The organism is Tannockella kyphosi (assembly GCF_021054785.1).
In the GTDB taxonomy this organism is placed as follows: Bacteria; Bacillota_I; Bacilli_A; order Erysipelotrichales; family Coprobacillaceae; genus Tannockella; species Tannockella kyphosi.
The window spans coordinates 292701-319393 of the sequence record NZ_CP088239.1 but is presented as its reverse complement, the minus strand read 5'-3'; the positions used below and the strand labels follow the sequence as shown (position 1 = coordinate 319393).

25 protein-coding genes, 2 tRNA genes and 1 other annotated feature are annotated in these 26693 nt (G+C 30.8%); of the genes, 4 read left to right on the top strand and 23 right to left on the bottom strand.

Annotation, left to right across the window (positions count from 1 at the left end; translation table 11 throughout):
* Nucleotides 1–8: 8 nt before the first annotated feature.
* The 12 genes from LRR82_RS01685 to LRR82_RS01630 all read right to left on the bottom strand — a co-directional run bounded on the left by LRR82_RS01685 (nucleotide 9) and on the right by LRR82_RS01630 (nucleotide 11369).
* Nucleotides 9–1019, bottom strand: a complete 1011-nt coding sequence (locus tag LRR82_RS01685) for a lysylphosphatidylglycerol synthase transmembrane domain-containing protein (RefSeq protein WP_249029791.1) — start codon at nucleotides 1017–1019, stop codon at nucleotides 9–11.
* Nucleotides 1019–2035, bottom strand: coding sequence for a glycosyltransferase family 4 protein (locus LRR82_RS01680; protein ID WP_249029790.1), 1017 nt, complete (start codon nucleotides 2033–2035; stop codon nucleotides 1019–1021). The genes LRR82_RS01685 and LRR82_RS01680 overlap by 1 nt, the downstream gene beginning before the upstream one ends.
* A gap of 112 nt (nucleotides 2036–2147) precedes the next feature.
* A complete protein-coding gene (locus LRR82_RS01675) occupies nucleotides 2148–2999 on the bottom strand; it encodes a radical SAM/SPASM domain-containing protein (protein ID WP_249029789.1) in 852 nt (283 codons plus the stop codon).
* Nucleotides 2996–4177, bottom strand: coding sequence for a BaiN/RdsA family NAD(P)/FAD-dependent oxidoreductase (locus LRR82_RS01670; protein ID WP_249029788.1), 1182 nt, complete (start codon nucleotides 4175–4177; stop codon nucleotides 2996–2998). The genes LRR82_RS01675 and LRR82_RS01670 overlap by 4 nt, the downstream gene beginning before the upstream one ends.
* Before the next feature lie 60 nt (nucleotides 4178–4237).
* Complete coding sequence (locus LRR82_RS01665) at nucleotides 4238–6058, bottom strand: heavy metal translocating P-type ATPase (protein ID WP_249029787.1); 1821 nt, start codon at nucleotides 6056–6058, stop codon at nucleotides 4238–4240.
* 1 nt (nucleotide 6059) lies between these two features.
* Nucleotides 6060–6281 carry a heavy-metal-associated domain-containing protein gene (locus LRR82_RS01660; protein ID WP_249029786.1) on the bottom strand — a complete coding sequence of 74 codons (222 nt, stop codon included), beginning with the start codon at nucleotides 6279–6281 and terminating at the stop codon, nucleotides 6060–6062.
* Between the two features lie 2 nt (nucleotides 6282–6283).
* Nucleotides 6284–6610: an ArsR/SmtB family transcription factor gene (locus LRR82_RS01655; RefSeq protein WP_249029785.1), complete on the bottom strand. Its 327-nt coding sequence runs from the start codon at nucleotides 6608–6610 to the stop codon at nucleotides 6284–6286.
* 82 nt (nucleotides 6611–6692) lie between these two features.
* Nucleotides 6693–7334 (bottom strand): formate/nitrite transporter family protein, encoded by a 642-nt coding sequence (locus LRR82_RS01650; RefSeq protein WP_249029784.1) that lies wholly within the window; start codon nucleotides 7332–7334, stop codon nucleotides 6693–6695.
* Nucleotides 7335–7491: 157 nt separating this feature from the next.
* Nucleotides 7492–7671, bottom strand: a complete 180-nt coding sequence (locus LRR82_RS01645) for a FeoB-associated Cys-rich membrane protein (protein WP_249029783.1) — start codon at nucleotides 7669–7671, stop codon at nucleotides 7492–7494.
* A 1-nt stretch (nucleotide 7672) separates the two neighbouring features.
* Nucleotides 7673–9652: a ferrous iron transporter B gene (feoB, locus tag LRR82_RS01640; RefSeq protein ID WP_249029782.1), complete on the bottom strand. Its 1980-nt coding sequence runs from the start codon at nucleotides 9650–9652 to the stop codon at nucleotides 7673–7675.
* A gap of 59 nt (nucleotides 9653–9711) precedes the next feature.
* Nucleotides 9712–9939: a ferrous iron transport protein A gene (locus tag LRR82_RS01635; protein ID WP_249029781.1), complete on the bottom strand. Its 228-nt coding sequence runs from the start codon at nucleotides 9937–9939 to the stop codon at nucleotides 9712–9714.
* 161 nt (nucleotides 9940–10100) lie between these two features.
* Nucleotides 10101–11369 carry a CapA family protein gene (locus LRR82_RS01630; protein ID WP_249029780.1) on the bottom strand — a complete coding sequence of 423 codons (1269 nt, stop codon included), beginning with the start codon at nucleotides 11367–11369 and terminating at the stop codon, nucleotides 10101–10103.
* A gap of 126 nt (nucleotides 11370–11495) precedes the next feature.
* Here LRR82_RS01630 and LRR82_RS01625 point away from each other — a divergent pair, with 126 nt between their 5' ends.
* On the top strand, nucleotides 11496–12242 hold the full coding sequence (locus tag LRR82_RS01625) for a VanZ family protein (RefSeq protein ID WP_249029779.1): 747 nt from the start codon (nucleotides 11496–11498) through the stop codon (nucleotides 12240–12242).
* A 255-nt stretch (nucleotides 12243–12497) separates the two neighbouring features.
* Here LRR82_RS01625 and LRR82_RS01620 read toward each other — a convergent pair.
* The 7 genes from LRR82_RS01620 to LRR82_RS01590 all read right to left on the bottom strand — a co-directional run bounded on the left by LRR82_RS01620 (nucleotide 12498) and on the right by LRR82_RS01590 (nucleotide 17694).
* Nucleotides 12498–12571 (bottom strand) — tRNA-Trp (locus tag LRR82_RS01620).
* A 1-nt stretch (nucleotide 12572) separates the two neighbouring features.
* A tRNA-Glu gene (locus LRR82_RS01615) sits at nucleotides 12573–12648 on the bottom strand.
* Nucleotides 12649–12731: 83 nt separating this feature from the next.
* On the bottom strand, nucleotides 12732–13037 hold the full coding sequence (gene trxA / locus LRR82_RS01610; RefSeq protein ID WP_249029778.1) for a thioredoxin: 306 nt from the start codon (nucleotides 13035–13037) through the stop codon (nucleotides 12732–12734).
* A gap of 33 nt (nucleotides 13038–13070) precedes the next feature.
* A complete protein-coding gene (locus LRR82_RS01605) occupies nucleotides 13071–14606 on the bottom strand; it encodes a hypothetical protein (RefSeq protein ID WP_249029777.1) in 1536 nt (511 codons plus the stop codon).
* The gene (locus LRR82_RS01600; protein ID WP_249029776.1) at nucleotides 14606–16453 is read right to left on the bottom strand and encodes a hypothetical protein; all 1848 of its coding nucleotides are present in this window, start codon (nucleotides 16451–16453) and stop codon (nucleotides 14606–14608) included. The genes LRR82_RS01605 and LRR82_RS01600 overlap by 1 nt, the downstream gene beginning before the upstream one ends.
* Nucleotides 16428–17330 carry an ABC transporter ATP-binding protein gene (locus tag LRR82_RS01595; protein ID WP_249029775.1) on the bottom strand — a complete coding sequence of 301 codons (903 nt, stop codon included), beginning with the start codon at nucleotides 17328–17330 and terminating at the stop codon, nucleotides 16428–16430. The genes LRR82_RS01600 and LRR82_RS01595 overlap by 26 nt, the downstream gene beginning before the upstream one ends.
* Nucleotides 17314–17694, bottom strand: a complete 381-nt coding sequence (locus LRR82_RS01590) for a GntR family transcriptional regulator (RefSeq protein WP_249029774.1) — start codon at nucleotides 17692–17694, stop codon at nucleotides 17314–17316. The genes LRR82_RS01595 and LRR82_RS01590 overlap by 17 nt, the downstream gene beginning before the upstream one ends.
* Nucleotides 17695–17867: 173 nt before the next feature.
* Here LRR82_RS01590 and LRR82_RS01585 point away from each other — a divergent pair, with 173 nt between their 5' ends.
* The 3 genes from LRR82_RS01585 (at nucleotide 17868) to LRR82_RS01575 (ending at nucleotide 21488) form a co-directional block, all read left to right on the top strand.
* Entirely contained in the window at nucleotides 17868–18722 is an 855-nt protein-coding gene (locus LRR82_RS01585; RefSeq protein ID WP_249029773.1) for a DegV family protein, read from the top strand.
* A gap of 295 nt (nucleotides 18723–19017) precedes the next feature.
* Nucleotides 19018–20676, top strand: a complete 1659-nt coding sequence (rnjA, locus tag LRR82_RS01580) for a ribonuclease J1 (RefSeq protein ID WP_249029772.1) — start codon at nucleotides 19018–19020, stop codon at nucleotides 20674–20676.
* Nucleotides 20673–21488 carry a metallophosphoesterase gene (locus LRR82_RS01575; protein ID WP_249029771.1) on the top strand — a complete coding sequence of 272 codons (816 nt, stop codon included), beginning with the start codon at nucleotides 20673–20675 and terminating at the stop codon, nucleotides 21486–21488. The genes rnjA and LRR82_RS01575 overlap by 4 nt, the downstream gene beginning before the upstream one ends.
* Nucleotides 21489–21546: 58 nt before the next feature.
* Here LRR82_RS01575 and argB read toward each other — a convergent pair whose 3' ends face one another.
* The 4 genes from argB to LRR82_RS01555 all read right to left on the bottom strand — a co-directional run bounded on the left by argB (nucleotide 21547) and on the right by LRR82_RS01555 (nucleotide 26685).
* Nucleotides 21547–22422: an acetylglutamate kinase gene (gene argB / locus LRR82_RS01570; protein ID WP_249029770.1), complete on the bottom strand. Its 876-nt coding sequence runs from the start codon at nucleotides 22420–22422 to the stop codon at nucleotides 21547–21549.
* A gap of 1 nt (nucleotide 22423) precedes the next feature.
* Nucleotides 22424–23647: a bifunctional ornithine acetyltransferase/N-acetylglutamate synthase gene (gene argJ, locus LRR82_RS01565; protein WP_249029769.1), complete on the bottom strand. Its 1224-nt coding sequence runs from the start codon at nucleotides 23645–23647 to the stop codon at nucleotides 22424–22426.
* 1 nt (nucleotide 23648) lies between these two features.
* Nucleotides 23649–24686 carry an N-acetyl-gamma-glutamyl-phosphate reductase gene (argC, locus tag LRR82_RS01560; protein WP_249029768.1) on the bottom strand — a complete coding sequence of 346 codons (1038 nt, stop codon included), beginning with the start codon at nucleotides 24684–24686 and terminating at the stop codon, nucleotides 23649–23651.
* A 42-nt stretch (nucleotides 24687–24728) separates the two neighbouring features.
* Nucleotides 24729–24937 (bottom strand) — a binding site (T-box leader).
* Between the two features lie 137 nt (nucleotides 24938–25074).
* Complete coding sequence (locus tag LRR82_RS01555; RefSeq protein ID WP_249029767.1) at nucleotides 25075–26685, bottom strand: carbohydrate-binding domain-containing protein; 1611 nt, start codon at nucleotides 26683–26685, stop codon at nucleotides 25075–25077.
* Nucleotides 26686–26693: the final 8 nt, after the last annotated feature.

Below are 26693 nucleotides of genomic sequence, written 5' to 3'. Positions count from 1 at the left end.
AAATCAAGCTAATTATTTTTTCTTAACCCAAAAAATAGAAATCCGCCTATTATCAATCCTAAATAATAAGTCATAAATCTCCATACCAGTAAAACAGCAGGTGTTGCTAATCCTATGGTAGACATAAACATTACTAAGAAAAAACCCTCACTACCACCACTAGATCCCGGAATCGGAATAAAAGCGGTAATTAAATAAATAGTTGCACTTATTGTTATAAAATGAAACAATTCTATCCATGAAATAGAAATATGCAAAGCACAAACAATAAAATAAGGCAAACTATAAATAATAAACAACTTACATATATTTAAAAAAGATGTAAATAACAATATTTTTATATTTTTTTTAAGTATATTTAATTCTTTACGAAACTCTCCTAATTTATAAAGCATCTCTGCTTTTTTATCTTCATAATTCTTAATAACTTTTATTCTATAAAGCAAATAAAGACAACCATTACATAGAAAATCTTGGAATCTTTTTGATGTTGCTCCTAAAAGTAATCCCCCTATCACCATCACATTCACAATAAACCCTATAAGAGCCAAAGAAAGAAAACCAGCATATAGCTCCTTCAAATATGAAAAACGAAAAATAAAAACAACTGTTGTAAACAAAACTAAAACACTCTGATAAACAATAAAAGCCATAATTAAAATACCTGATGAAAAAACAGGGGCTATCCCTTGTTTATCAAACAAGTATACTTGGCTAAATTGTCCGCCACTAGAAAAAGGGGTAACACCACTCCAAAAAGCACCGACAAAACTATTCTTCAAAGCTTGATGATATCGATATTGTTTATGATATAACTTCCCAAACACATATAAAATAGCTCCATCCAAACAATAATAGATCATCATCATAGCAAAGCATAAAACAACACCCCAACCATTCATAGAAACAATAGTATCGATAACCTCATTAAAATTCTCTTTGGTAACAAAGTAAAAAGCAGTAAAACCACCTATAAAAACAACAAAAAAATTAATAAAATAACTACGTACTGACTTCATTATTCTGTTTCCATCTCTAAAACTTCTGTATATACATCCAATAATTCTTGACCAATAATATCCAATTGACGTTCTTTTGCTACTTGATATCCATTTTCAATTAGACTAGGTACCTCTTCATGTATCATTTTTTGGATCATTTCTACAAATCCTTGTTCATCACTCGCTTTGTAACAATCTCTTCCATTTTCTAACCATGGATCAAAAACAGGTATATCACGTAAAAGAACATCACACTTACTTGCAAGTGCTTCTAATACAACAATTCCTTCTGTTTCTTCTCTAGAAGGAAAGAAAAATATATTCGAACGACCATAAGCTCCTTTAATGATATTTCCATCCACATATCCTGGTAAGATAACATTTGGTGGCAAATGATTAATTAACATTTGAATCTTAAAAGTAGGTCTTGATTTTTCAACATCTCCAAACCAAAAGAATTTATAGTTTGGTAATAATTTTGCTACTTCTATAAAAGTATCAAATCCTTTTCTTTCAAAAAGCCAACCAACACTAATAATTACGATATCATCTTGGTTTATTTGATATTTTTGATTAAATTGTTCTATTTGTATTTTTGTTGGAGTATACTCCTCCAAATCTATTCCATTAGAAATAGCTTTTATTGGTTTTTCTAATTGATAGCTTGTTAATAAAGATTTTGAATATGGTGTTGGTGTTAAAATATAATCTGCTTTTGAATACAAAAAAACCAACCATCTTTTAAATATCCCTGACAAAGCATTCGAAAAAAGAAAAGAATTACGAAAATCTTCTTCCGTACTATGGGCATGATAGATTACTTTTTTACCATTCATTTTAGCATGAATGATTTCTGGAAAACTATCTGGTAAAACAGTATTAATATGCAAAATATCGTAATCCATATCTTGATCTTCATGTGTTATATAATCAACACCCGCTAGATCAAGTGCTCTTTTTTGATGTACAAAAGCTCTCCCAATTCCTGAATGACTAATTTTATCTGGAGCTCCAAAATATAATTTTACCTTCATTATTACACCTCAATTTCTAATGATTTCTAACATTGTATCACATTTATTTGTCGAGTTTATGAACATTTCATAAACTGAACATAACATGCAATTTTCTAACATAAGTGTCACATTAAAATCTAGTGGCATACTGGCATCTTTTACATAATTCCATTACTGCTTCTCTTTTTGAAAAGCCATCATAAATAGATTGTGCTACTTGATTAGTAACAATTTCCTCCAATGATTGATGAAAAATATTACCTAATGTCATATCTCCTTTACTATCTAAACAACATGGTACAACACTACCATCTACCAAAATAGCAACTTGACTTCTTAATCCATGACAAAATATTGGTTTATCAATAACATCTAATTCTAAACTTGGCCAAACAAACCTTGCTTGTTTGCCTAAAAACAACTTTGGTAACAACGTAGTATTCCCTACCTCATTCATATTCTCTAATAACTCTTGTAAAGTTATTTGATCTAATGACAATAATTCAACAATCTCTTGAAGAGCTGGTGTATTATCTAAAGAAATAACTCCCATATTCCATAAACGTAACTCACAAAAAATATTTTGTTTACTTGCTTCTAAAGCAAATTCAATTACTTCACGATAATATTCTTGATTATCCCCTTGTTCTAAACTATGCAAAGAAACACTTATCTTGCGTATTGCTTTCGAATTTAACAATAGATCAATTTGTTTCTTTAATAAGGTTCCATTCGTAGTAATATGAACTGCCATTTCTTGTTGTTTACATATCTCTAATATTTCTTCTAAAAATGGATGCATTAAAGGTTCTCCTAAAACATGTAAATAAACATTTTTAGTATGTCCTTTTAATTTATAAATAATTTCCTGAAACTCTGCTACTGATAGAATTCTAGGAGTACGTTTGTTTTGAACACAAAAACTACAACTTAAATTACAACTATTTGTTATTTCAATATATACTCTTGAGAACTTTCTCATAGTAATTCCTCAAGTTTATTTTGGATTGCAAGAGCTGCACTATAACCACTTGATAAAGCCAAAGTAATATTATAACCACCAATAGGTCCATGAATATCAACACACTCCCCTACAAAAGCAATATGGGGATGCGTTTTCGATAAGAAACTTTTCATATGTAATCCTCTGACATCAATACCTCCACCTGTAACATAAGCCTTTTCTAATTTCTCTACACCTTTTAGTTCAAAAGGATGTTCTTTTATATGTACTATTATCTTATCTATTTCTGCTTTGTTTAATTGTTTGCATTTTTGTTGCGTTATCTCTGCTTTTTCAATAAGATACTCACTGAATCGTTTCGTAAATAACATTGCTAGTACATTGACAGGTCCTTTTTCACGATGGGTAGAAAACAAATCAACAATCGTTTCTTTTTCTAATTGAGTATTAAAATCTACTATAATTTCTTTTGGTTTTTGTAAATAAACATATTCACTACATTTCATTGCTGATAAACCACTTAATCCTTTATGGGTAAACATTAAGTGTCCTGTTTTTTCTATTTTAGAAAAAGAGATTTTTGTGTTAGGGAAACTTGTTCCAGCTAGATTGTTTTGTTCTTTTAGTAGAATACTAGTTTCTGCAGGAAATAAAGGGATTGTAGGTTGTTCTAACATGCGTGCTAGATGCATATGATCGCCACTACTACCAGTCATTGAATAACTAGCTCCTCCTGTTCCAACAATTACATAAGATGCTTGATAGACTTGATTAGTAGTCTCTACTTCTATATACGTTGTACAATCTCTAATTTCTTTTACATCACTATGATATTGAATTTTATTTTTTATATCTTTTAATAAATGATTTAAGATATCGTTTGCTTTATTTGATATTGGGAAAACTTGATCTTCTTCTACTGTTTCTAAAGGCACTTCTTGATGAAAAAAATCAAAGATATCATAAGGACCAAAATTATTTAAAGTGCTAAATAATGCTTTTTGATTATGTTCTATTTCTTCTAAAAAAGATTGATTATCTTTTAGGTTTGTTAAATTACAACGACCACCACCTGTAATCAATAGCTTTTTACCAGCCTTTTCTTTTTTTTCTAAAACTAATAAATTACTTCCTTTTAAAACATTAGCTGCCATTAAACCTGCTGGCCCAGCTCCTATAATTATTACATCATACATTATAAAACACCCTTCCTTTTGTTAAATATCCTATCATAAAAAGCTAGCTTTCGCTAGCTTTTAAACTCTCCTTGCATTAATAATTGCAATGATACTAACTCCTACATCTCCAAAAACCGCAGCCCACATACCAACGATTCCAAATGTAGATAATATTAAAATACTGATTTTAACAGATAAGGCAAAGATAATATTTTGATGAACAATAGACATTGTTCTTTTGGCAATTTCTATTGCTTTTTGAACTTTTAATAAATCATCATCCATAATTACGATATCGCTAGCTTCAATCGCTACATCACTACCTATTTGCCCCATACTAATACCAATATCTACTCTAGATAATACAGGTGCATCATTCATACCATCTCCGATAAAAACTATAGAACCTTTATTTTTATTCATAAAACATTTTTCTATTTCCACAACTTTATCAGCTGGTAATAAATTAGCTTTTACTTGTTTTACTCCTAATGTTTGTTGAACCTTATTAGCTACTTGATCATTATCTCCAGTTAATATCAATGTATCAATTTTACTTTTATTCAAATAGGAAACAAACGATATTGCTGAATCTTTTATTTCATCTTCTAATAAAACATATCCCATACACTCCTTGTTTATTGCAAGATAAACAACCGTACCTACTTCTACCTTTGGATAATCAATATCCTTTTCCAACATAAGATTCGCATTACCCACCAACACTTCTTGGTTATCCACTAGGGCATAGATTCCTTTACCCGCTATTTCATGATGATTCGTACTTATCACTTCGTTTAATTCGTTTGTGTTAGCTGCTATTATTGCTTTGGATATCGGATGATTACTATTTTTTTCTAATAAAGCCATATAAGCTAATACATTTTCCTGACTCATAGCTTTACTAACTACTTCCTTAACAACAAATTCACCTTTCGTTAAAGTTCCTGTTTTATCAAAACTTACTAGTTCTACATTCGCTAACGCTTCTAAATAATTGCTTCCTTTTACTAAAATACCGTTTCTAGAAGCTTTACCAATTCCCCCAAAGAATGTTAGGGGTACTGATATAACAAGTGCACACGGGCAAGAAACAACCAAAAACACACAAGCTCTTTGTAACCATACTAAGAAATCTCCAACAAATAAACTCGGTATCACAACCAACGCTAATGCTAAAAAAACAACGGAAGGTGTATAATATCTAGCAAATTTAGTAATAAAGTTTTCTGCTTTTGCTTTCTTTTCTACCGCATTTTCAACCATCTCTAATATTTTAGCTACCGTACTATCTTCATACAACTTAGAAACTTGAATTTGCAAAGCACCATCCACACTTATACTACCGCTTAGTACCTCTTGATTTACATCCACAAAAACAGGTAACGATTCTCCAGTTAAAGCAGCCATATCTACATAACCTTGCCCCTCTAACACAATTCCATCAACACCTATCTTTTGCCCTGCCTTTACAAGAACAATATCTCCTATCACAATATCTTCAATCTCTTTTACAACAAAATCACTTCCATCCAATACATAAACTTCTTCTACTTTTAATTCTAATAGTTCTTGAATCGATTGACGACTCTTTCCAACTGCAATACTTTCAAATAATTCACCTATTTGATAAAACAACATAACTGCAATAGCTTCACTAAATTCACCACATCCAAAAGCTCCAATAGTAGCTATTGTCATTAAAAAGTTTTCATCAAATATTTGTTTTCTTTTGATATTAGAAAGTGCTCTTTTTAATACATCTTTTCCTATATAAATATAGATAGCTAACGCTAATAAGAATTGTAAAAAGAAGTCTACATCTATCAAAATATAAATAAGATAACAAAAAGCAGCAAAAATGATTTGATTTCTTCTTCTTTTTTGTTTTTTAGTCATTTTATTTCACCAAAACAGTACAATCAGGTTCTATTTTCTTTACAATCTTACAAGCCTCTTTTAAACTTTGTTCAAATAATGCATCATCACATTCAAATGTGAATTTTTGAGTTAAAAAACTAATTCTCACTAAAACTACCCCATCTAATTTACTTATTGCATCTTCCATCTTTGCAGCACAATGTGCACACTCTAAATCTTCCATCTTAAATGTTTTTTTCATAACTATTCCTCACAATGTTCCATTCCTAAATTTAATATTCCACTAATATGTTCATCAGCCAAACAATAAATAATTGTTTTACCTTCTCTACGAAAACGAACTAATTTACTTGTTTTTAACACACGCAATTGATGAGATATCGCTGATTGACTTAAATTCAATACAGATGCTATATCCTGTACACACATCTCTGATTCTAATAAAGCATATAAAATTTTAATACGAGTACTATCTCCAAATATCTTAAATAACTCAGCTAAATCATAAAGTGATTCATCTGGTGGTAAAAGATCAATTACTTTGTTTACAATATCCTTTTCCTTTTCCATACCATTCTCCTAACATATGAATATATATTCATATGTTATAACAGATAGTTCTTCTTGTCAATAAAAAAAAGCCTTTTCAGGCTTAATGATGATTATTAATTGGTAAAGCAATCAATTTAAATAACATTCCACCAACCGCATTTCCAAATGATACAACAATTAATGCTATCAATGCATGTACAGACCAAACATCTGCCAAAGTGAAATAGAAAATATTTGCAATACTATGTTCAAAACCTAATAACAAGAAAATCATAACACATAGAAACAACCCTACATATCCACCAACACTATTGTTAGTATCATGTGCTGTTTTAAAAGACTGTGCTGCAATATACATCATAATTCCACAAAGGATACCTAAAATAAAAATACTAACATATCCATCTGTTAATTTTACTTCTGCATAATGAGTAACATTTTCTAATATTTCAGTTGTTTCAACCATTCTAGTTAATAATACAGCTTTTGCACTAATAAATGTTCCTACAAAATTCCCACACCATATTACAATAATTTGTTTTATGTTTGGATCATCAACCAAATATCCAACTTTTCCAGTAAATAAATAAAAATCCAATGAGTAAATTGTAAACAAACCAATTGTAAACAACATTGCTCCTAAAGTATGATTCTCTAACCCTAAATAGGCACACGCTCCTATAGAAATCATAATACCAGCCATAATAGCTTTTAAAAACGCAGGTAAATATTTATTAAGCATCTTTTTATCCCCTTATTTATCTTCTCTTTTAACTGAATCATTATATCATAGCATTATGATATTACAATTATTTCTTACAAAAAAACCCATAAAATCAAACAATAACAATGTCACTTTCACCCATAATAAAAGGAGTAGTTAGACTACTCCTTAGTTACTATTTATCATAATACAAATCATGCAGTGATTTAGAAGGCTCATCATGGCAACTACCTTTACAAGTGCCACTTGCTCCACAACCAACACATGCAATACCATTTTTCTTGGCACGAACTAAATAAGCAATAGGTAGTCCAATAACAACAGTAAGTATAAGTATAACAATAATGTTAATCATTTTAAGCTTGCTTCATTTCTTTTTTTGTTTTCATAATTAAGCTAGCTACAAAACCAACAATCATTACAACAACAACTAAACCAGCAATGAAACCATCTCCTAATGTTCCTAAAGTGATTAATGTTCCAATTTGATAAACGAAGAATGCTACTACATATCCTGTTGCAAATTGTAAACCAATTCCACCCCATAACCATTTTTTATCACGCATTTCTGCATTCATTGCACCAATTGCTGCAAAGCAAGGTGGTGTAAATAAGTTAAACATTAAGTAAGCTAATGCAGCTACTTTAGTAAGACCCATAATTGTAGCTACTTCAGTTGAACCACTCATTAAAGCTAATTCTTCTGTATCAATAAAGTTAGTAATTCCATAAACTACAGCTAATGTACCTACTACATTTTCTTTTGCGATAAATCCAGTAATAGCAGCAGCAGCTAATTGCCAAGCTCCAAACCCTAAAGGTACAAATAAGATAGCAAATGGACTAGAAATAGCAGCTAAGATTGAAGTATCTTGTGCTGTTTCAGCAACTAATTGTAAGCTAAAGTCAAATGATTGCATAATTTGAACACCTGCATTACATACTAAGATAATTGTCCCTGCTTTAATAATGAATTCTTTCCCTCTTTGTAACATTGACATAGTTGCAAATTTAAGACTTGGAATTTTATATTCTGGTAATTCAATAATAAAGAATGATTTACGATATTTATGACCAGTAATTTGTAATGTTAATAAAGCTCCTAAGAAAATAATAGCAATCCCTGTAAAATACATTAATGGACTAACCCATCCAGCATTATCAAAGAATACTCCAGCAAATAAAGCAATAACTGGTAACTTAGCACCACAAGGCATAAATGGTGTTAACATAGCAGTAGTACGACGTTCTCTTTCGTTTTTAATAGTACGACTTGCCATAACCCCAGGAATCGCACAACCAGTACCAATAATCATTGGAATGATTGATTTACCTGATAAACCTACTTTTTTAAAGAAAGGATCCATTACTACAGCAACACGTGCCATGTAACCACAATCTTCTAATAACGCAATTAAGAAATACATAACCATTACTAATGGTAAGAAACCAACTACAGCTCCAACCCCACCAATAATACCATCAACTAATAATGCTTGTAAAAATGGTGAAGCACTTTCAACCATTCCACCTACTACTTCAGCAAATCCTTCAATCCAACCACATAACATATCTGCAATATATGGTCCAACATATGCTTGTGAAATAGAGAATACTGCATACATAACAGCTGCAAAAATCACTAAACCAACAACTGGGTTTGTAACAATTGCATCAATTTTATCTTGAGAAGTTGCTTCACTAGTTTCAGTAGCTCTTTTTTCTACTGCTGCTACAACTTCATTCACAAATTCAAATCTTTCTTTATCTGCAGTTTGTACTGCATCTTTATCTGATAAATCTACATTAGCTTTTGTATAAGGTGCAACTTGTGTTTCACCTGCGTGTTTGATAGCTTCTTGAACTAATGTAACTAATCCTGGATTTCCAGCATCAACAGATATTGTTTCTACTACAGAACATCCTAATTTTTGAGATAATTGTTCTACATCTATAACTACACCTTTTTTGGCAGCTAAATCACTTTTATTTAATGCTACAATTACAGGAATTCCTAATTCCAACATTTGCGTTGTAAAAAACAAACTTCTGCTTAAGTTTGTTGCATCTACAACATTAATAATTGCAGCAACATTAGATTCTTTTACAAAATCACTAGTAATACTTTCTTCATTTGTAAATGGTGACATTGAATATGCACCTGGTAAATCTACAGCAACAACTTCTGTTCCATCACTAAATGATGATTTCATTGTGCTTTCTTTTCGGTCAACTGTAACCCCTGCCCAGTTCCCTACTTTTTCACTACTTCCTGTTAATACGTTATACAGTGTTGTTTTCCCACTGTTTGGATTCCCGACAAGCGCGATTCTCATTTTAATTCCTCCCTTTGTTAGTGATGACTAACTCTTCCTTAAAAAATAGAGTGTACTTTCTACACTCGAATACAACTAGCTAGTTGTTGATCAATGTTATAACGACTATCTTTGACAGATATAACATAACCATTGCCTTTTTTTGAAACAATAACTACTGGTTGTCCTACATAACAACCTAATGTGAATAAGAAGCTTTCTAGTTCCTCATCATCAGTAACCAATTCTTTTATTGTATATGTTGTACCAATTTCTGCGTCAACCAATGATGTTTTGACAGTTTCCATACTTACCTCCACCGTTAGCTAAAACTAACTATAACCACTATATTATATTAGGTGTGACGTGTCAAGCATTATTTCCAATATTTGTTAGCTTTTGCTAACGAATTAATAATTTTTTTGTCTAAACAATACATATTCATCCTATTATAACAAAAAAAGGAGATTTACTCCTTTTCTAATACGTTTCCTTGTTCATCAATATAGGCATTAATTCCCCATCCATTCATTTTCTCTATCAAATCCAATGCATCTTGATCATATACAAAATTTGTGAAAACATCTTCTTGAAGACAAGGCAAAAATATATACTCTAAACTACCATCTTCTTCTATTTCAAGAGTCACGATTGCTGTATCTAAGGTTTTATCATTAAACAAAAAATTTCCTAGATTATAAAAGATAGGTTTCCCATCATAATACTCAATCCCTTGTAAAACATGTGCATGATGCCCCACTATTGCATCCGCTCCGGCATCAATATATAAATGACTCGTTTCTAACATAACATCTTCAATCTCTTCTGAGTATTCTGTTCCCCAATGAACAATAGCAATTACATAATCCGCTTTTTCTTCTTCCGTTTCAATCATAGAAATAAAATATTCAGGATCATAACAACGTACAACCCCTGCAGAATCTTCTGTTGCCCCAGGTGTTAATATCGTTTTTTCGCTACGATTAGCATTTACAAAAGCAAACTTATATCCATCTACTATATAATAAGCAGCTTGTGACGCTTCTTCAATATTTTCACCAGCACCTATTGTTTCAATCCCCAAATCATCATAAATCTCCAAAGTTTGACTAAACACTTCGCCACCATAATCATAAATATGATTATTCGCTAACGTCACCAAACCAACATTCATATCTTGAAAAAGTGCTGCTTTTTCACTAGTTCCAATAAATGTATAGTACTTATCCTCCAAAGGACTACCACCTTCACCTACTGCAAATTCAGCATTCGCAATAACTAAGCTCTGCTCAAACAAATAATCCAGAACATCTCTAGACAACACACCTTCAATACCTATTCCTCTTTCATCAACAGCTTGACCACCATCATAATTATCCGCAAAAGAAACATCTCCTAAAAAAGAAATAGTATTTCCTGATACTTCAATACTTTCCTCTATTCCATTATACTCATCACATAAAACCAAATAAGACATGCCAAAACACTCATGCCATGGTACTTCTTCAAAACCAGCAAGATAACAATCATAAAATACTAAAAACTCCTCACCATAGTTTTCATTTAACCACAACAAAAAATCAATATCAACATTCACTATCTCCATCTCTACTATCAATTCTTCAATAGCCACTTCTTCTTCAAATTCAATAGAATTAATTAGTGTGTAAACTCCATAACTAATAAGCAGCAAAACACAACCAATAAACACTTTTCCTCTTTTCTTCATCCTTACCATTTTCATCACCCATAAAAGTATAACATATTATGTCATTTTATTTACTTTATTTTTGTGGTTTTTCACTTGCCCATTCCATAAAAATACTGTATCCTTTTCATAAGTTTTAAAAAGGAGGGCATACTTATGGAGAAAATGAAAAAAGCATGTTTCTTTATACCTGCTATATCATGGATGGGTCTAATTTTTTGGTTTTCTAATCAAGATGGTACTATTTCTGGTAATTCTTCTGGAGAAGTTTTAGAAAAAGTGATTTATTATATGGAAACTTATTTATCAAAAATTTTCTACTATTTAAAGGATCATTTATATTTATTAAAATATAGTGTTCTTTTAGTTATTATATTTTTAAGTATTCTATGTTTTTATGCAATATATCGCTCAAAAAGTAAAACATTAAAAATAACTACCATAGTTATCTTATTAGCGTTGCTTTATTTTATATGGGGATATCGCAATGATTATACACAGTTATTTATCTTACCAAATAGTGTAGTGTCTTTTGGTTATAAAGTAATTGATTATGGTATTGCCTATATTCGAAGTGCAACTTTGCAAACATTAGAATTACTTATTCGTAAAGCTGCTCATATTTCTTTATATTTTGGATTATATTTGTTATTATTTTTTGGTTTTTTACAAGGACTAAAAAAAGAAGATTACGCAATGCCTTATACGCTATCTTTTTTATATGCTATGAGTGATGAATTCCATCAATTATTTATAGATGGTAGAGGAGCTAGTTTACGTGATGTAGCTATTGATGGACTCGGAATTACTGCTGCATTATTCTTATCTATTTTCCTTATGTTTGTTTTTAAAACAATAAAACAAATATATATTGATATAAAAGCAAAAAAGTTATCTAAATAAGATAACTTTTCTTTATGTGAATTAAACCTTTATAAAATAAGGGTTTAATTTGCGTGGCTTTGATAATACATAGACACTATATTAAATACATATAGCCATTTATTTCCGAATACGGAGGATGAATTGATAGAATTAATGAATAAAGAGCTTGATAATTCTTTTTTTTAAGGAAAAGTACGGACTTTATACGGACTTTATACGGACTTTATAATATATAAAATAAAAAACCCTTATAAAATAAGGGTTTTATTTGCATGGCAGGGGCGGCAGGAATCGAACCCGCATCAGCGGTTTTGGAGACCGTTATATTACCACTATACTACGCCCCTATGGTGACTCGTACGGGATTCGAACCCGTGAATGCTTGCGTGAAAGGCAAGTGAGTTAACCGTTTCTCCAACGAGCCATATTAACTGCTTTTTCATAATACCATAGATGAATTTTGAAAGCAACAAAAACTTTCAAAAAAGATAACTCCGAAGAGCTATCTTATAAATGTGCTTCTAATTTGTTTTGTAATTCACCTTTTGAAGTAAATCCTACAACTTGATCTACTGCTCTACCATCTTTAAAGATGATTAGATTAGGAATAGACTGAATTCCGTAACGACCAGCTAATGCTCCATCATTATCCACATCTACTTTTACAATAGTAACATTCGGCATACTAGCACTTAAATCTTCTAATACAGGTGTTAACATTTTACAAGGTCCACACCAGTTTGCAAAAAAATCTACTAATACAACACCTGATTTTATTACATCATCAAATTCTTTTTCTGTTATAATTTTCATTTTTATATCACCTCATATACAATATACCCTAATTTATGAAATATTCAACTCATATGCTACTTTTTCCGTAAATTCCACACATGCTTGTTGAAACCACAAATCACTGCCAGATATTTCAACTTTTTCACCTTGATTACCTTTAATTGATACATACCAGAAATCATCAGTTGTATCAAATGATATTTCTTCATTATAATAATATTTTGTAATCACTTCTTTCCATAACTGTAGATTCTCTACACTTTCGTAAGTCTTATTAAGTATAGAGATAGAAGTATAATCCATGTTTAATAAATAATCGATTTTCTCATCTGATTCTTCACCCACGACAGCATATCCATCATATTGCAGCATTTCAACAATATTATCATTAGTTAAATAGAAGTAGTTATCATATGCATAACCATCACCCAAATCATATACAACATATGCACTACTGTTTTGATAGTAGGAATCTACACCAAGCTCTAGAAGAGACTCGTGGATTTCCTTGACTTCTTCTACACTTTGATCGAGTGTTAAGCTAAAATTTACATATTCTCCAAGATCACCTTGTAACGAAACACTTGCTTGCTTAGCTGAGTCAGGAATGTAATTTTGCAAGTAACTAGAACCTGTTTGAACAATGCATACACTGGCAACAATTGCTATTCCACTTTGAATACAGTATTTTTTAAAATAAATCTTTTTATCTAATAAAATAGAAAAGCCAAAAACAACAAATGGCAATAGAAAGATTCCAACCAAACTAACAATCATAAATCCTACCGTATTAAGCCCAAGGAGTGACATAACAATCAACCCAATAAAACAACTTCCTACAACGACAAAGACATCTTTTACTTTCGTAGTCAAAAACATTTCTCCAGAATAAATAGCATCTTGTTTAAGACTTGCAAAATAACCAATACTTAAACTAATTAGTATATAAAAAGTACAAATTAATATATTTTCTATTTCTACTAACTCTAATTTATATTGATAGAATGGTAAAACCCATTGTCCAATAGGACTAATAGAAAGAACGTCATTTGCATATGCAGAATATCCTACATACACCAACTCCGTGCTATATACATCGACATTACTAACCAAAACAAGAGCTAATGGACCGACAATAACAAAAATACACAACATTAAATAACTAATATTTTTCCCAGTTAAAATAGCACAACATGAAAGAAAGCAATGATACACAAGTGCCAATAACAGACAATGTCCTATATCCATAAGACTCCCTTGCCCTATCATTAACCAAATCACACTATACATGAATGTAATACACATCAAAAATAAGATACCACTACAAACCTTACGAATAAACATTTCTCCTTTGTGCATAGCAAAAGAGTTTACAAAAGTAGCACTGTTTTTATTCTTAGTATAATCAAATAAGATAAAACCTTGGATAAGAAGAAATGGTATCATTATTACTAAATACACTGATTTCCAAATAGGAACACTAGTCACATTACAAAATACAAGTAGAAAACTAACGAATATAGAAATTCCTAAAAATAAAGCTAATATTTTTCTAATATCTTGGAAGTCTTTTTTTACTATATACATTATGCTCCCACCTTTCCAACTGCTACAATTCCTACAACTTCATCTCCTTCAATTGAAAAAACAATTTGAATATAAGTTCCCGATGATACACCAGCTCCACTAAAAGAATGATAAACACTATATCTACCTTGTTCTATTTCAATAGGCAAAGCTTCTTTTAATGCCGCTACATTGCTATATGACAAGATTTCCACATTATGCTCCTGACAATACAAATCTAAAGATTGTTCATCTATGATCTCATTTTTATCCAAATATTCTTCATAATTCATAGCACCTTCTATAAAATCAACATCTTGGTTTGTTTTAATAAATTCATAAATTTCTTCCGTCACAAAGAATTGTTCATCTTCATAAGAACCAATCATATATCTTTCTTCAACTAACGAATAAGTATCACTAGTCGTCATCTTAGATAAAGTTTCTAAACTTTGTGCATCTAAAATAGTTAAGCATTCACCCGTAGACATATTATTGATTTCTGTATCCATACCATTTCCTTCTATTCGATAGTCACTCATAAGAATACGTTCAAACTCTGACATCATAATAAGATCATTTATTAACGATTCTTCTACATAATAATATACAAATGAATCTGATGATGCATAATAGTTATCGAAATAAATCATTGTTTCTACAATAATTTCTATACTATCATCTTGTTTTTCAAGAAATACTCTATCTAGGTTTTCATTAATAAATTCCTCAAAATGCTCCACATTAACAGTATTAGCCGTCCCTGTAGTAACTTGTCCATCTACATTAACAGATAAATATATTGAAAAATCTACCCCACTTAATACAGAAATATCATCTTGATAACTATTCGTTTGAATCGAAACCAATTGTAATGAAATACCCATAAACAATACTACACTAACAAAAGAAGCTAATTTGTATTTATTAGGTAACAACCATTCTAATACCATACTTGTTATCAAGGAAACTAAACAAAACAGTACAATGATTTTAGAATACAATCCTCCATAATAAGTAAATACATCCATATAAAATAAACTTAAAATAAATACACCCGCTATTGAAATAGATAGAAATGTCTTAAATAGAATAGTTACTCCTATCGATGACTTTATATCACCAGCATCTTCTATCTTACGATGACAAAAAGCCCAATAACTAATAACTATCATAATAATTGTTATTATGATAAACCCTATCACATGTTCAAAAACAGCACCAGTTCCTGCAATATAACTTTGTAAATAATCTACTCCACTAAATAAGGGAATGTAATATAAAATGTCCATCGAACTTCCATTCATGTTAGTACCTACTACAACCATATTACTAATAGAATACAAGCTATATAACAAGAAAACAGGCAATACAATAATCCCTATTGTATAAACTATTTGTTGTATCTTGTTTTGTACAAAACAACAAACCATAAATGATAAAGAATAATAGAACCAAACTAAAACAACTGAAACTCCCATTGTTACTAAAATAATACTTCCATGTCCTATTGCATTATTTGAAATCAACAAAGAAAAACCAATCCAAATAGATTCTAACAAAACAGGAAACATAGCTAATTGTAATCCTGCAATATATTGACTAAACCATGAAACATTTATTTCAATTGGTAAAGAACCATAATAATTAGCTTGCCCTGGAACAACCATCATCTCCTGTACCTTACTAGCATAAAAAACAGTTAAAAACCCATTTGTAACAACAAATGCTGCTACTGTAACATAAGAAAATGCACCACTACTAAATAAATCAACCGTAATAAAAAACATCATTACCACTATCATCAAATAAGTGAAACCCCTATTTTTCTTTTTAATACTTTTAATAAGTGATCTCTTTGATTTCATCTTCCTGTCCTCCTAATGTGTGTAAGAAAATTTCTTCTAAAGACACTGGAACCAATTCAAATATAATCGGTTCTTTTTGTAACATATAATTTTCAATTAGTTCTGGATGATTTTTTAATACATACGTATGAATTCTTCCAATTGCACTATGGTGCAATACTTCAAAAGTTGATTCTACATCATAATATTCTTTAGCCTGATCAAAAACAACTTGCATCTTACAATAATTCTCTTTTAATTCATCCATACTTTGTTCAAATAATATTTTTCCTTGATGCATAAAAGCAATATCATTACACATCGTATCTAACTCAGATAAATGATGACTTGATATAAATATTGTCATCCCTCGATTTGTTACATCCTCTATTAAAATATCCCAAATTATTTTCCTTATTTGAGGATCCAATCCATCAAATGGTTCATCCATAATTAAATATTCTGGTTTAGATGCTAGTGCTAATGCAAATAGAATTTGTTTCTTCATTCCCTTTGAAAAATGACGAATAGTTTCTTTTCCACTTCGACCAAATTTTTCCATCAATAATGCATAGCGTTCTCTATCAAATGTTGGATATAATGAATCATAAAGCTCCATTGCATCATCTACTCGATTACCAAACACTTCCGGGAATTCATCTGGTATAAATACTAACTTACTCTTTGATTCAATACTATGGAAAATGTTTTCTCCATCCATTTCTACCACTCCACTAGTTCCTTCATAACTACCAACCATATGACGTATTAATGTTGTTTTTCCAGCTCCATTCACTCCAATAATGCCATAAATAGAACCTTTTTTTATATGCAATGAAATATCATCTAAAATCACCTTACCATCCATTTGTTTTGTAAGACTATCTATTTTTATCATCTTCATCTCTCCATTCATCTTTTAATAAACTACATACTTCATCATAAGTAAGACCTATAAATTGTGATTTCATCACAATCTGTTTTAAATTATTATTAATTTCTTTTTCTACTGTACTTTGGACCTTTTTATTCACTCCACCAACATAACTTCCCTTTCCAGCAAGAGATATCACATAACCATCTTCTTCTAACATCGCATAAGTTTTTTGAATTGTGTTAGGATTGACATGAAGTTCACTTGACAAGGAACGCACGGAAGGTAACTTATCATCTACTTGTAAAATACCTTGGCTAATGTATTCTACAAACTGAATATATAGTTGTTCATAATAAGGTATCGTACTATTTGTGTCGATATGCATAAATTCCCTCCTTTAAACTGTATTGCATTAAGCGATACAGTTCTTATATTTCTAGTATAACACATTTAAACTGTATTACAATATATAATACAGTTTATTTATGTTAATATTAAAAACATTTGCTTTTTTCATATAATTCAGTACAATATAAATAATTAATAAGGAGGGATTTTATGACGAAAGTAGCAATCGTAACGGATAGCAACGGAGGAATTAATCAAGCAGAGGGAGAACAGCTAGGTATTTATATTGTTCCTATGCCTTTTACAATAAATAAAGAAACACTTTTTGAAGATATTAATCTAACACAAGAAGAATTTTATCAACATTTAGAAAATGATGCAGAAGTATTTACTTCTCAACCTACTCCAGGAGATGTTATTAAATTATGGGAGAATATTTTAAAAGAATATGATGAAATTGTTCATATTCCAATGTCTAGTGGGTTAAGTGGATCTTGTCAAACAGCTATTATGTTAGCAAGTGAATTACACAGTGATAAAGTACAAGTAATCGATGCTAAACGTGTCTCTATTACACAAAGAGGCATTGTTGAGGATGCTATTAATCTTGTAAATCAAGGTAAGAATGCTTTAGAGATTAAAAATATTTTAGAAGATGAAAATCATAAAGGGACTATTTATTTAGCAGTTGCTACTCTTGATTACTTAAAAAAAGGTGGTCGTATTACCCCAGCTGCTGCTACACTAGGTGCTATGTTAAAAATTAAACCAATCTTAACAATCCAAGGTGAAAAGCTAGATGCTTTTTCTAAAACTAGAACGATGTCAAAAGCATACAAAATAATGGCTCAAGCAATTCAAGAAGATATTAATAAGTATTTTAAAAATGAAAAATATAGTATTGCAATTGCACATTCTAATGACTTAGAAGGTGCATTAGAACTAAAATCTTATTGTGAAATAGTATTTCCAGGTATTATCATTAATATTGATAAACTCTCATTAAGTGTTTCTTGTCATACTGGACCAGGTGCTATTGGTATTGGAATTTTCAATAAAATATAATGAAAAAAAGAGCATTTATGCTCTTTTTTCTTATTTTTAAATGATATCGTTTTCATTTTACTTTTTGTTTGACTATTGTGCTTTTTCTATCTATAATGAGATTAATTTGTTTGACATAAAAAGATATACTTGTGGTATACTTAAAATAACAAAGAAATAGAAAGAGGAGGTTATTTATGGAACAAAAGCCTAAAACAAATCAAAATGGCAAAAAACCAAATAATAGAACAAACCAAACAAAAAACCTACCAATAAACCTAATAATAAAAATACTAAAAAACCTGTATCACAACATATGGATACGAAAGTATATGCGCTAGGTGGGTTAAATGAAGTTGGGAAAAACATGTACTGTGTAGAACATGATAATGAAATATTAATTATTGATGCTGGAGTTAAATTTGCAGAGGAAGGATTACCTGGTATTGATTATGTAATTCCTGATTATTCTTATTTAAAAAAGAATGAAAAGAAAATTCGTGGGTTATTAATCACTCATGGTCATGAAGATCATATTGGGGGAATTCCATTTTTATTACAAATAGTGAATTTACCTTTCATTTATGCTTCACCATTAGCTTGTGCGATGATTAAAAGAAAATTAGATGAAAAGAGACTTACTAATCAAACAAAATTAGTTCAAATTAATAGTGATTCTGTTGTAAAAACAAAATACTTTAATGTTGGATTCTTTAGAACAAATCATTCTATTCCTGAATCAATGGGAATGGTATTTAATACACCTAATGGACGTGTTGTTTCAACTGGAGATTTTAAGTTTGATTTATCACCAGTAGGTGAACCAGCTGATTTCCAAAAAATGTCATTTTTAGGAGAAACAGGAGTTACATTATTATTAAGTGATTCAACAAATGCAGAAGTACCTACTTTCTCTATTAGTGAAAGAAAAGTAGCAAATTCTGTTCAAGAAGAATTTAGAAAAGCTGAAGGACGTATTATTGTTGCCACTTTTGCTTCTAATGTGGATCGTGTACAACAAATAGTAGAAGCTGCTGTGAAGTTTAATCGTAAAATATTAGTATATGGACGTTCAATGGAAAACAATATTCAAGTATCACGTGCTTTAGGTTACATCAAAGCTCCTAATAGCTTCTTTATAAAAAATGATCAAGCCAAAAGATTACCAGATAATGAAGTATTGATTTTATGTACTGGTTCTCAAGGGGAAGCTTTAGCAGCTCTTAGTAGAATAGCGAATGGGACTCATAAATATGTAAAAATTAAACCAGGAGATACTGTTGTATTCTCTTCTAGCCCTATTCCAGGAAATGCATTTAGTATTAACCGAGTAGTAAACAAACTATTCCGTGCTGGTGCAACTGTCCTAACAAATAGTGCTTTAAATAATTTACATACTTCAGGACATGCATCTCAAGATGAACAAAAGTTAATGATGTTACTAACAAAACCTAAATATTTTTTCCCTGTTCATGGAGAGTATCGTATGTTAAAGATTCATGCAAAATTATCTCAAGAAGTGGGTATACCAGAAGAAAATACATTTGTATTATCGAACGGGGATACACTATTACTTCGTGATGGTCAAGTGAAACAAGGACCAAGAATCCATGTTGATGATATTTATGTAGACGGGAATGATATTACTGGTTTATCCACTGCTGTATTACGTGATCGTCAATTATTATCACAAGATGGTATGGTTTCTATTCTTATTAGTATGGATTCTAGAAGTGGCAAAATTTTATCAAGACCTGTTATTATCTCAAGAGGTTTTGTATATATGAAAGACAGTTATGCAATGATTCGTGAAGCTGAAAATTTAGTTGGTGATGCTTTAACAAATCTCTTAAAAAATAAAACTACTTTTGGAGAAATTAAAAATACAACCAGAGATACACTATCTACTTATTTCTATCGTAAAACAAAACGTAATCCTATGATTATACCTGTTATTATGAATAAAAAAGTATGAGAAGAAAATTAAGAATTTTAAAAGCCCTAGTGTGCATTATTATAGTAATGTCCCTAGGGTTTGCTATTTACAACAGCTATTATATAGCTCCTACTACTTTTAAAGTAGTAAATTATGAAATTTACGATGAAAAGATTAGTGATGATTTTAATGGTTTTACAATAGGATTTATTAGTGATTTAAATATTCATACGATTGAAGATTTAGATAAATTAGAAGAAATAGTAACTACATGTAATGAATTAGATTTTGATTTTATTATCTTTGGTGGTGATTTGTTTGATACTACTATTTTTGATGAGGATGTAGTTGTTGAGTTATTAACTTCTATTACTAGCAATTATGGTAAGTTTGCTATTTTAGGAGAAAAGGATATTTTATATAGTACTAGCTATTTATTAACGCAAAGTGGTTTTGAAGTATTACAAAATGATTATCGTACAATATATAAAGAAGATTCATTTATTCGTTTCTTTGGTTTAGAAGCAAATGATAGTATGGATGGATTATTATCTGGAACAGATGATACTACTTTTAGTTTTGTTGCAATTCATCAACCTGATTACTTTAGCACTTTACAAGAATATGATATTGATTTACAACTATCTGGTCATAGTAATGGTGGATATATAAATCTTCCATTTATTGGTAGCTTAGTTACCAAAGACTTAGCAACTATTTATACTACTGGTTTATATTATGAATCAAACACTACTTTAATTGTATCCAATGGTTTAAATAATGAATCAGACATCGATTATCGATTTAACACACCTTGTCAAATCGTATCTATCACACTTACCAATCAATAACTTATAAAATAAAAACTGCCCTTTCATTCGTGAAACCACGAATGAAGTGACAGTTTTTTTATTGTTCTTCTTTTTTTCTAATGACTGTTCCTACACCATTTTTGGTAAAGATTTCAATAAGCAAACTATGCTCTAATCTTCCATCTAAAATATGTACTCTAGCAACATCATTTTCTACAGCTTCTAAACAGTTATTTACTTTTGGAATCATTCCTCCAGTAATAATACCCTTATCGAATAGTTCTTTAGCAAGATCACGATCTATTTCTGAAATAACCGTACTTGAATCAGTAGGATCTTCCATAACACCTTCTGTATCTGTTAAGAAAACTAATTTACTTGCTTTCATAGCACGAGCAATCGCTGTTGCAACATCATCTGCATTTATATTGTAAGCATGATATTTTTTATCTAAACCAATAGTTGATACAATTGGTGTATATCCTTTTTCTAACAATATTTCTAATAAAGTACTATCAACTGATTCTATCTTACCAACAAAACCAATATCTTCTTGTTCTGGCATATATTTAGAAACAGTAATCATACTACCATCTTTCCCTGAAAGACCGATTGCATGAGTCCCGATTCTCTCCATGCTTTGTACTAAATTTTTATTTATTTTCCCTGAAAGAACCATCTCTGCTACTTCCAATGTTTCTTGGTCTGTTACACGAACACCATTTTTAAAATTCTTTTCGATTCCTACTTTTTGTAACCAACCATTAATATCATTACCCCCACCATGAACAATAATAGGACGAATACCAACTGATTTTAATACAGCAATATCTTTTAATACAGATTGTTTGATTACTTCATTTGTCATGGCACTACCACCATATTTAATGACAACAACATCATTTCTAAATTCGTGAATATAACTTAATGCATTTACTAATACTTGGGCTTGGTCTATTTCTTTTTGAAACATCTTATGAACGGTAATCCGCGTTTATTTTAATATAATCATAAGTAAGATCACAACCCCAAGCTGTTGCAGTATCATTACCTTCACTTAAACGTAAAATAGCAATCACATGTTCACTAGATAATATTTTTGTAGCTACTTCTTCACTATATTCTGTTGCCATTCCTTGTTCTACTAATTGTAAAAACCCATATTCACTTTCTATAAATAACGCTACTTTATCAGGATTGAAATCTACTCCTGAATATCCCATTGCACAAAATAATCTACCCCAGTTTGCATCATTACCATAAACAGCTGTTTTCACTAACGGTGATGTACAAACACTCTTAGCTATTGTAATTGCATCTTGATGTGATGCTGCACCATGTACTTGTACTTCCAATAACTTAGTAGCACCTTCTCCATCTCCTGCGATTGCTTTTGCCAAAAATTCATTTACATAATAAAGTGCATCTACAAAAGTTTGATACGCTTTTCCTTGGTAGTTCACACATTCATTTTGTGCCATTCCATTTGCTAAGACTAATACTGTATCATTGGTAGAAGTATCTCTATCTACGGATACCATATTATATGTTTTTGCAACTACTTCTTTTACTGCTTTATTCAATAATTCTTTTGAAATATGAAGATCTGTTGTAATAAAACCTAACATTGTCGCCATATTTGGATGAATCATTCCTGATCCTTTACAACATCCTCCAATTGTTACTACTTTCCCATCAATTTCAACTTCCACAGCAATATGCTTTGGCTTTGTATCCGTTGTCATAATAGCTCTAGCAACTTCAATTCCTGTTTCTTGATCCCCTTTTAAAAGCTGTTTTACTTTAGGAACTCCATTTTTAATAACATCCATCGGTAATTGAGCACCAATCACTCCAGTTGAACATATTAACACCTCTTGACTAGTAATACCAAAACTATCAGCTACATAGTTTGCAAATAATTCATTATTTTGATGTCCTACTTCTCCAGTACAAGCATTAGCAACACCACTATTAATAGCGATTACTCTAGCACTTGGAAAGTTTTCAACTATATTTTTATCCCATAAAACAGGAGCAGCTTTCACTACATTCGTTGTAAATGTACCTACTGCAACTGCATCTACTTCACTATAAATAAGTGCTAAATCTTTTTTCTCTTTTTTAATACCAATATGTCCACCAGCACCAAGAAATCCTTGTGGTGATAAAACACATCCATTTTCTAATATTTTCATTTTATAATACAGCTGGTGCTAACAACAACCCTAATGATTCTTCATAACCAAATAAGATATTCATATTTTGAATTGCTTGCCCTGCTGCCCCTTTCACTAAATTATCTAAACTTCCTAACATAATAATACGATTGGTACGTGCATCTAACACGTAATTTATATCTAAATAATTACTCCCTCTTACATTGCGTGTTTCTGGTAGAACACCTTCTTTTAAAACACGAACAAATGTTTCTTCTTGATACATTGCATATGCTTCATCCACTTGTTGCTTTGTTACTCCTTTATTTAAAGAAGCATAAGCAGTTATTAAAATACCTCGATTCATTGGTACTAAATGTGGTGAAAATGTTAAAGTGATTGGTTGATGACAAGCATATCCTAATTGTTCTTCAATTTCAGGAGTATGACGATGACTAGCCAATGCATAAGCTTTTAAATTTTCATTTACTTCACAATACAAATTAGCAATCTTCGCACTACGTCCAGCTCCACTAACTCCACTTTTGGCATCAATAATTAAACTATTGATATCAATCAAACCCGCTTTTACTAATGGATAGATCGTTGTAATCGCACATGTTGTATAACATCCAGGATTTGCTACAATCGTTGCCCCTTTGATTTCATTACGATTCAATTCACACAAACCATATACTGCTTGATCAATATATTCTGGTGATGCATGGCCTATTCCATACCATTGTTCATATACATTTACATCTTTTAATCGATAGTCCGCACTTAAATCAATTATCTTCACTTTTTCTAATATAGAATTTGTTAGAGTTTTCGCGCATACTCCTTGAGGAGTTGCAAAGAAAATAAGATCTACTTCTTCTAAATAATCTTCAATATGATCATCAATACATTGTTGATCAACAATTTGAAAATAGTTACGATAAACATCACTATATTCCATATCACTATAGGTTCTAGAAGATACCCAAGTAATTTTTACTTGTGGATGCCCTAATAAAAACCGAATTAGTTCACATCCTCCATAACCTGTTGCTCCTACTATTCCCACTCTAATCATTCTTAAATCCCCCTCTTTTGAATATAAAAAAACGTCTCTTAAATAAGAGACGAAATGACCGCGTTACCACTCTTGTTGTTATACGTCGATAGTATAACCTCTTTCATCGTTAAGGGTGATTGCCCTGAAGTGATACTTATTTCCCACTTCCCTCTCGTAAATGCGTTTCCTTATTGCTTCGTGCTAACCTCTCACCATCATTAGCTCGCTTAAACTCCCATAATAAGTACTCTTTTAGTCCTCAAGTTTATTTAATTATATTAAAATATTTAGGAAAGTCAATATTTTTATATCTTAATTTTATATTTTTATAGATTCTCAAACTAGACAATGCTATCTCAGCTTCCTTTTCAATCCCTTTTGTTAAAAAAGATAGAGAAATATTTCTCTATCTTCCTGAAAATCCACCAAAAATATTTTGACTACTTGAACTACTTTCCCCATAAATCAAATCTGACATTTCAATAGTCTGTGTAGAGGTCCCCGTTGTCAAATAATACGTTTCTCCTTCTTCCACATCAGGACTACTAATAATAAGAACTTCATAGGTTTTAGTAGGTTCTACACTCAAAATAACATTCCCATCACTATCTTCTAAAATAACACTACCCGTAGTTACACTAGAAAGTTCAATAAGCATTGATCCTTGTGTTGTCTCACTAAAGTTTTCCACTGTTAAACCTGAACTACCTAATCCAATAAAAGTTCCTCCCGTAATAATAGCATCTTCTTCATAATCTAAAGAAGTATCCGTTGTTACATCAGTACTCTCAATAAAAACCATTCCTCCAGTTATATAAATACTTCCATTCGAATCAATACCATCACCTTCATCATTACTATCAATATAAATAGTACCTCCCGTAATAGTAACAGCAATACCTTCATCATTATCAACTACATCACTTTGTGATACATTAATTCCATCATCCGTAGAATAGATACAAACATCACCACCATTAATAAATACATTTTGACCTTCTACACCTTCATAACACATCGTAATATCAATAGTACCTCCATTAATAACCGTATTCAACTCACTATGAATCGCATCATCTGCTGTCATTATTTCAAATACTCCATCATCAATAATTACTTCATAATCACTATGAATCGCATCATCATAAGAATCTAAATAGAAATCCCCACCTTTAATATAAATAAGTGTCTCACTCTCTATCGCTTTTCCCCCACTACTTTCACTAGAAGAACTACTACTTGAACTACTACTAGAATTCATTCCTGGCATCATTGAAGTACTACTTGCTGTCGTTGCTGGAGCTTCTTGCCAACCTCCGCCAGTTGTAATTGTAAAATCACCACTAGCTATCAATAAATTATCATTTGCTTCTAAACCATTATTAGAAGCTTCTATTACATATGTTCCACTAGTGATAACTAAATCATCTTTTGAACTGATTCCATTTCCATCTACTGTCGTAATCACTAATTGTCCATCACCATTAATGGTAACATCATCTTGTGAAAAAATAGCTCCATCAATAATCGTATCTTCATATACAGAAACACTTTCATCAATTGTTACATCAAGTGTATTGAATGATCCACTAACCATTGTAATAAAAACTTTATCTGCTTGTAAAATACTAATTGCTGCCGTTGATTGATTAGTAATACAAATACTACCTAATACTAATTGTATTTTATCATCACTACTAGCATCTACCACTATTTGTCCATCACTTAACGACCCTGAAACAAAATAAGTTCCTTCCTCACTAATCGTAATAATATCATCACTAATAGAAACACTAGCATCATCACTACTACTTGCTCCATCTACTAAAACAATATTAGAACATGTTGTTAGGTCATAACCAACCTCCAAATCACGATCAGAAAACAATCCTTCTGTATCACCACTATATAACTCTATTTCTGTTTCTGATACTAAATCAACAACATTCTCTACGAAACTACATCCCGATAAACAAAGAGCTAAACTGATAAAAATCAATATTTTCCCTTTTGACATACCAATCA

Excerpts from the sequence above, each read along its gene's own strand:
- LRR82_RS01680 (WP_249029790.1), bottom strand. The coding sequence starts at position 2,035 with ATGAAGGTAAAATTATATTTTGGAGCTCCAGATAAAATTAGTCATTCA.
- argJ (WP_249029769.1), bottom strand. The coding sequence starts at position 23,647 with ATGAAAATATTAGAAAATGGATGTGTTTTATCACCACAAGGATTTCTT.
- feoB (WP_249029782.1), bottom strand. The coding sequence starts at position 9,652 with ATGAGAATCGCGCTTGTCGGGAATCCAAACAGTGGGAAAACAACACTG.
- LRR82_RS01585 (WP_249029773.1), top strand. The coding sequence starts at position 17,868 with ATGACGAAAGTAGCAATCGTAACGGATAGCAACGGAGGAATTAATCAA.
- LRR82_RS01595 (WP_249029775.1), bottom strand. The coding sequence starts at position 17,330 with ATGATAAAAATAGATAGTCTTACAAAACAAATGGATGGTAAGGTGATT.
- LRR82_RS01630 (WP_249029780.1), bottom strand. The coding sequence starts at position 11,369 with ATGGTAAGGATGAAGAAAAGAGGAAAAGTGTTTATTGGTTGTGTTTTG.
- LRR82_RS01655 (WP_249029785.1), bottom strand. The coding sequence starts at position 6,610 with ATGGAAAAGGAAAAGGATATTGTAAACAAAGTAATTGATCTTTTACCA.
- rnjA (WP_249029772.1), top strand. The coding sequence starts at position 19,018 with ATGGATACGAAAGTATATGCGCTAGGTGGGTTAAATGAAGTTGGGAAA.
- LRR82_RS01635 (WP_249029781.1), bottom strand. The coding sequence starts at position 9,939 with ATGGAAACTGTCAAAACATCATTGGTTGACGCAGAAATTGGTACAACA.
- LRR82_RS01555 (WP_249029767.1), bottom strand. The coding sequence starts at position 26,685 with ATGTCAAAAGGGAAAATATTGATTTTTATCAGTTTAGCTCTTTGTTTA.
- LRR82_RS01665 (WP_249029787.1), bottom strand. The coding sequence starts at position 6,058 with ATGACTAAAAAACAAAAAAGAAGAAGAAATCAAATCATTTTTGCTGCT.
- LRR82_RS01605 (WP_249029777.1), bottom strand. The coding sequence starts at position 14,606 with ATGTATATAGTAAAAAAAGACTTCCAAGATATTAGAAAAATATTAGCT.
- argC (WP_249029768.1), bottom strand. The coding sequence starts at position 24,686 with ATGATTAGAGTGGGAATAGTAGGAGCAACAGGTTATGGAGGATGTGAA.
- LRR82_RS01625 (WP_249029779.1), top strand. The coding sequence starts at position 11,496 with ATGGAGAAAATGAAAAAAGCATGTTTCTTTATACCTGCTATATCATGG.
- LRR82_RS01590 (WP_249029774.1), bottom strand. The coding sequence starts at position 17,694 with ATGCATATCGACACAAATAGTACGATACCTTATTATGAACAACTATAT.
- LRR82_RS01675 (WP_249029789.1), bottom strand. The coding sequence starts at position 2,999 with ATGAGAAAGTTCTCAAGAGTATATATTGAAATAACAAATAGTTGTAAT.
- LRR82_RS01600 (WP_249029776.1), bottom strand. The coding sequence starts at position 16,453 with ATGAAATCAAAGAGATCACTTATTAAAAGTATTAAAAAGAAAAATAGG.
- LRR82_RS01645 (WP_249029783.1), bottom strand. The coding sequence starts at position 7,671 with ATGATTAACATTATTGTTATACTTATACTTACTGTTGTTATTGGACTA.
- LRR82_RS01650 (WP_249029784.1), bottom strand. The coding sequence starts at position 7,334 with ATGCTTAATAAATATTTACCTGCGTTTTTAAAAGCTATTATGGCTGGT.
- LRR82_RS01660 (WP_249029786.1), bottom strand. The coding sequence starts at position 6,281 with ATGAAAAAAACATTTAAGATGGAAGATTTAGAGTGTGCACATTGTGCT.
- LRR82_RS01685 (WP_249029791.1), bottom strand. The coding sequence starts at position 1,019 with ATGAAGTCAGTACGTAGTTATTTTATTAATTTTTTTGTTGTTTTTATA.
- LRR82_RS01575 (WP_249029771.1), top strand. The coding sequence starts at position 20,673 with ATGAGAAGAAAATTAAGAATTTTAAAAGCCCTAGTGTGCATTATTATA.
- trxA (WP_249029778.1), bottom strand. The coding sequence starts at position 13,037 with ATGAAAATTATAACAGAAAAAGAATTTGATGATGTAATAAAATCAGGT.
- argB (WP_249029770.1), bottom strand. The coding sequence starts at position 22,422 with ATGTTTCAAAAAGAAATAGACCAAGCCCAAGTATTAGTAAATGCATTA.
- LRR82_RS01670 (WP_249029788.1), bottom strand. The coding sequence starts at position 4,177 with ATGTATGATGTAATAATTATAGGAGCTGGGCCAGCAGGTTTAATGGCA.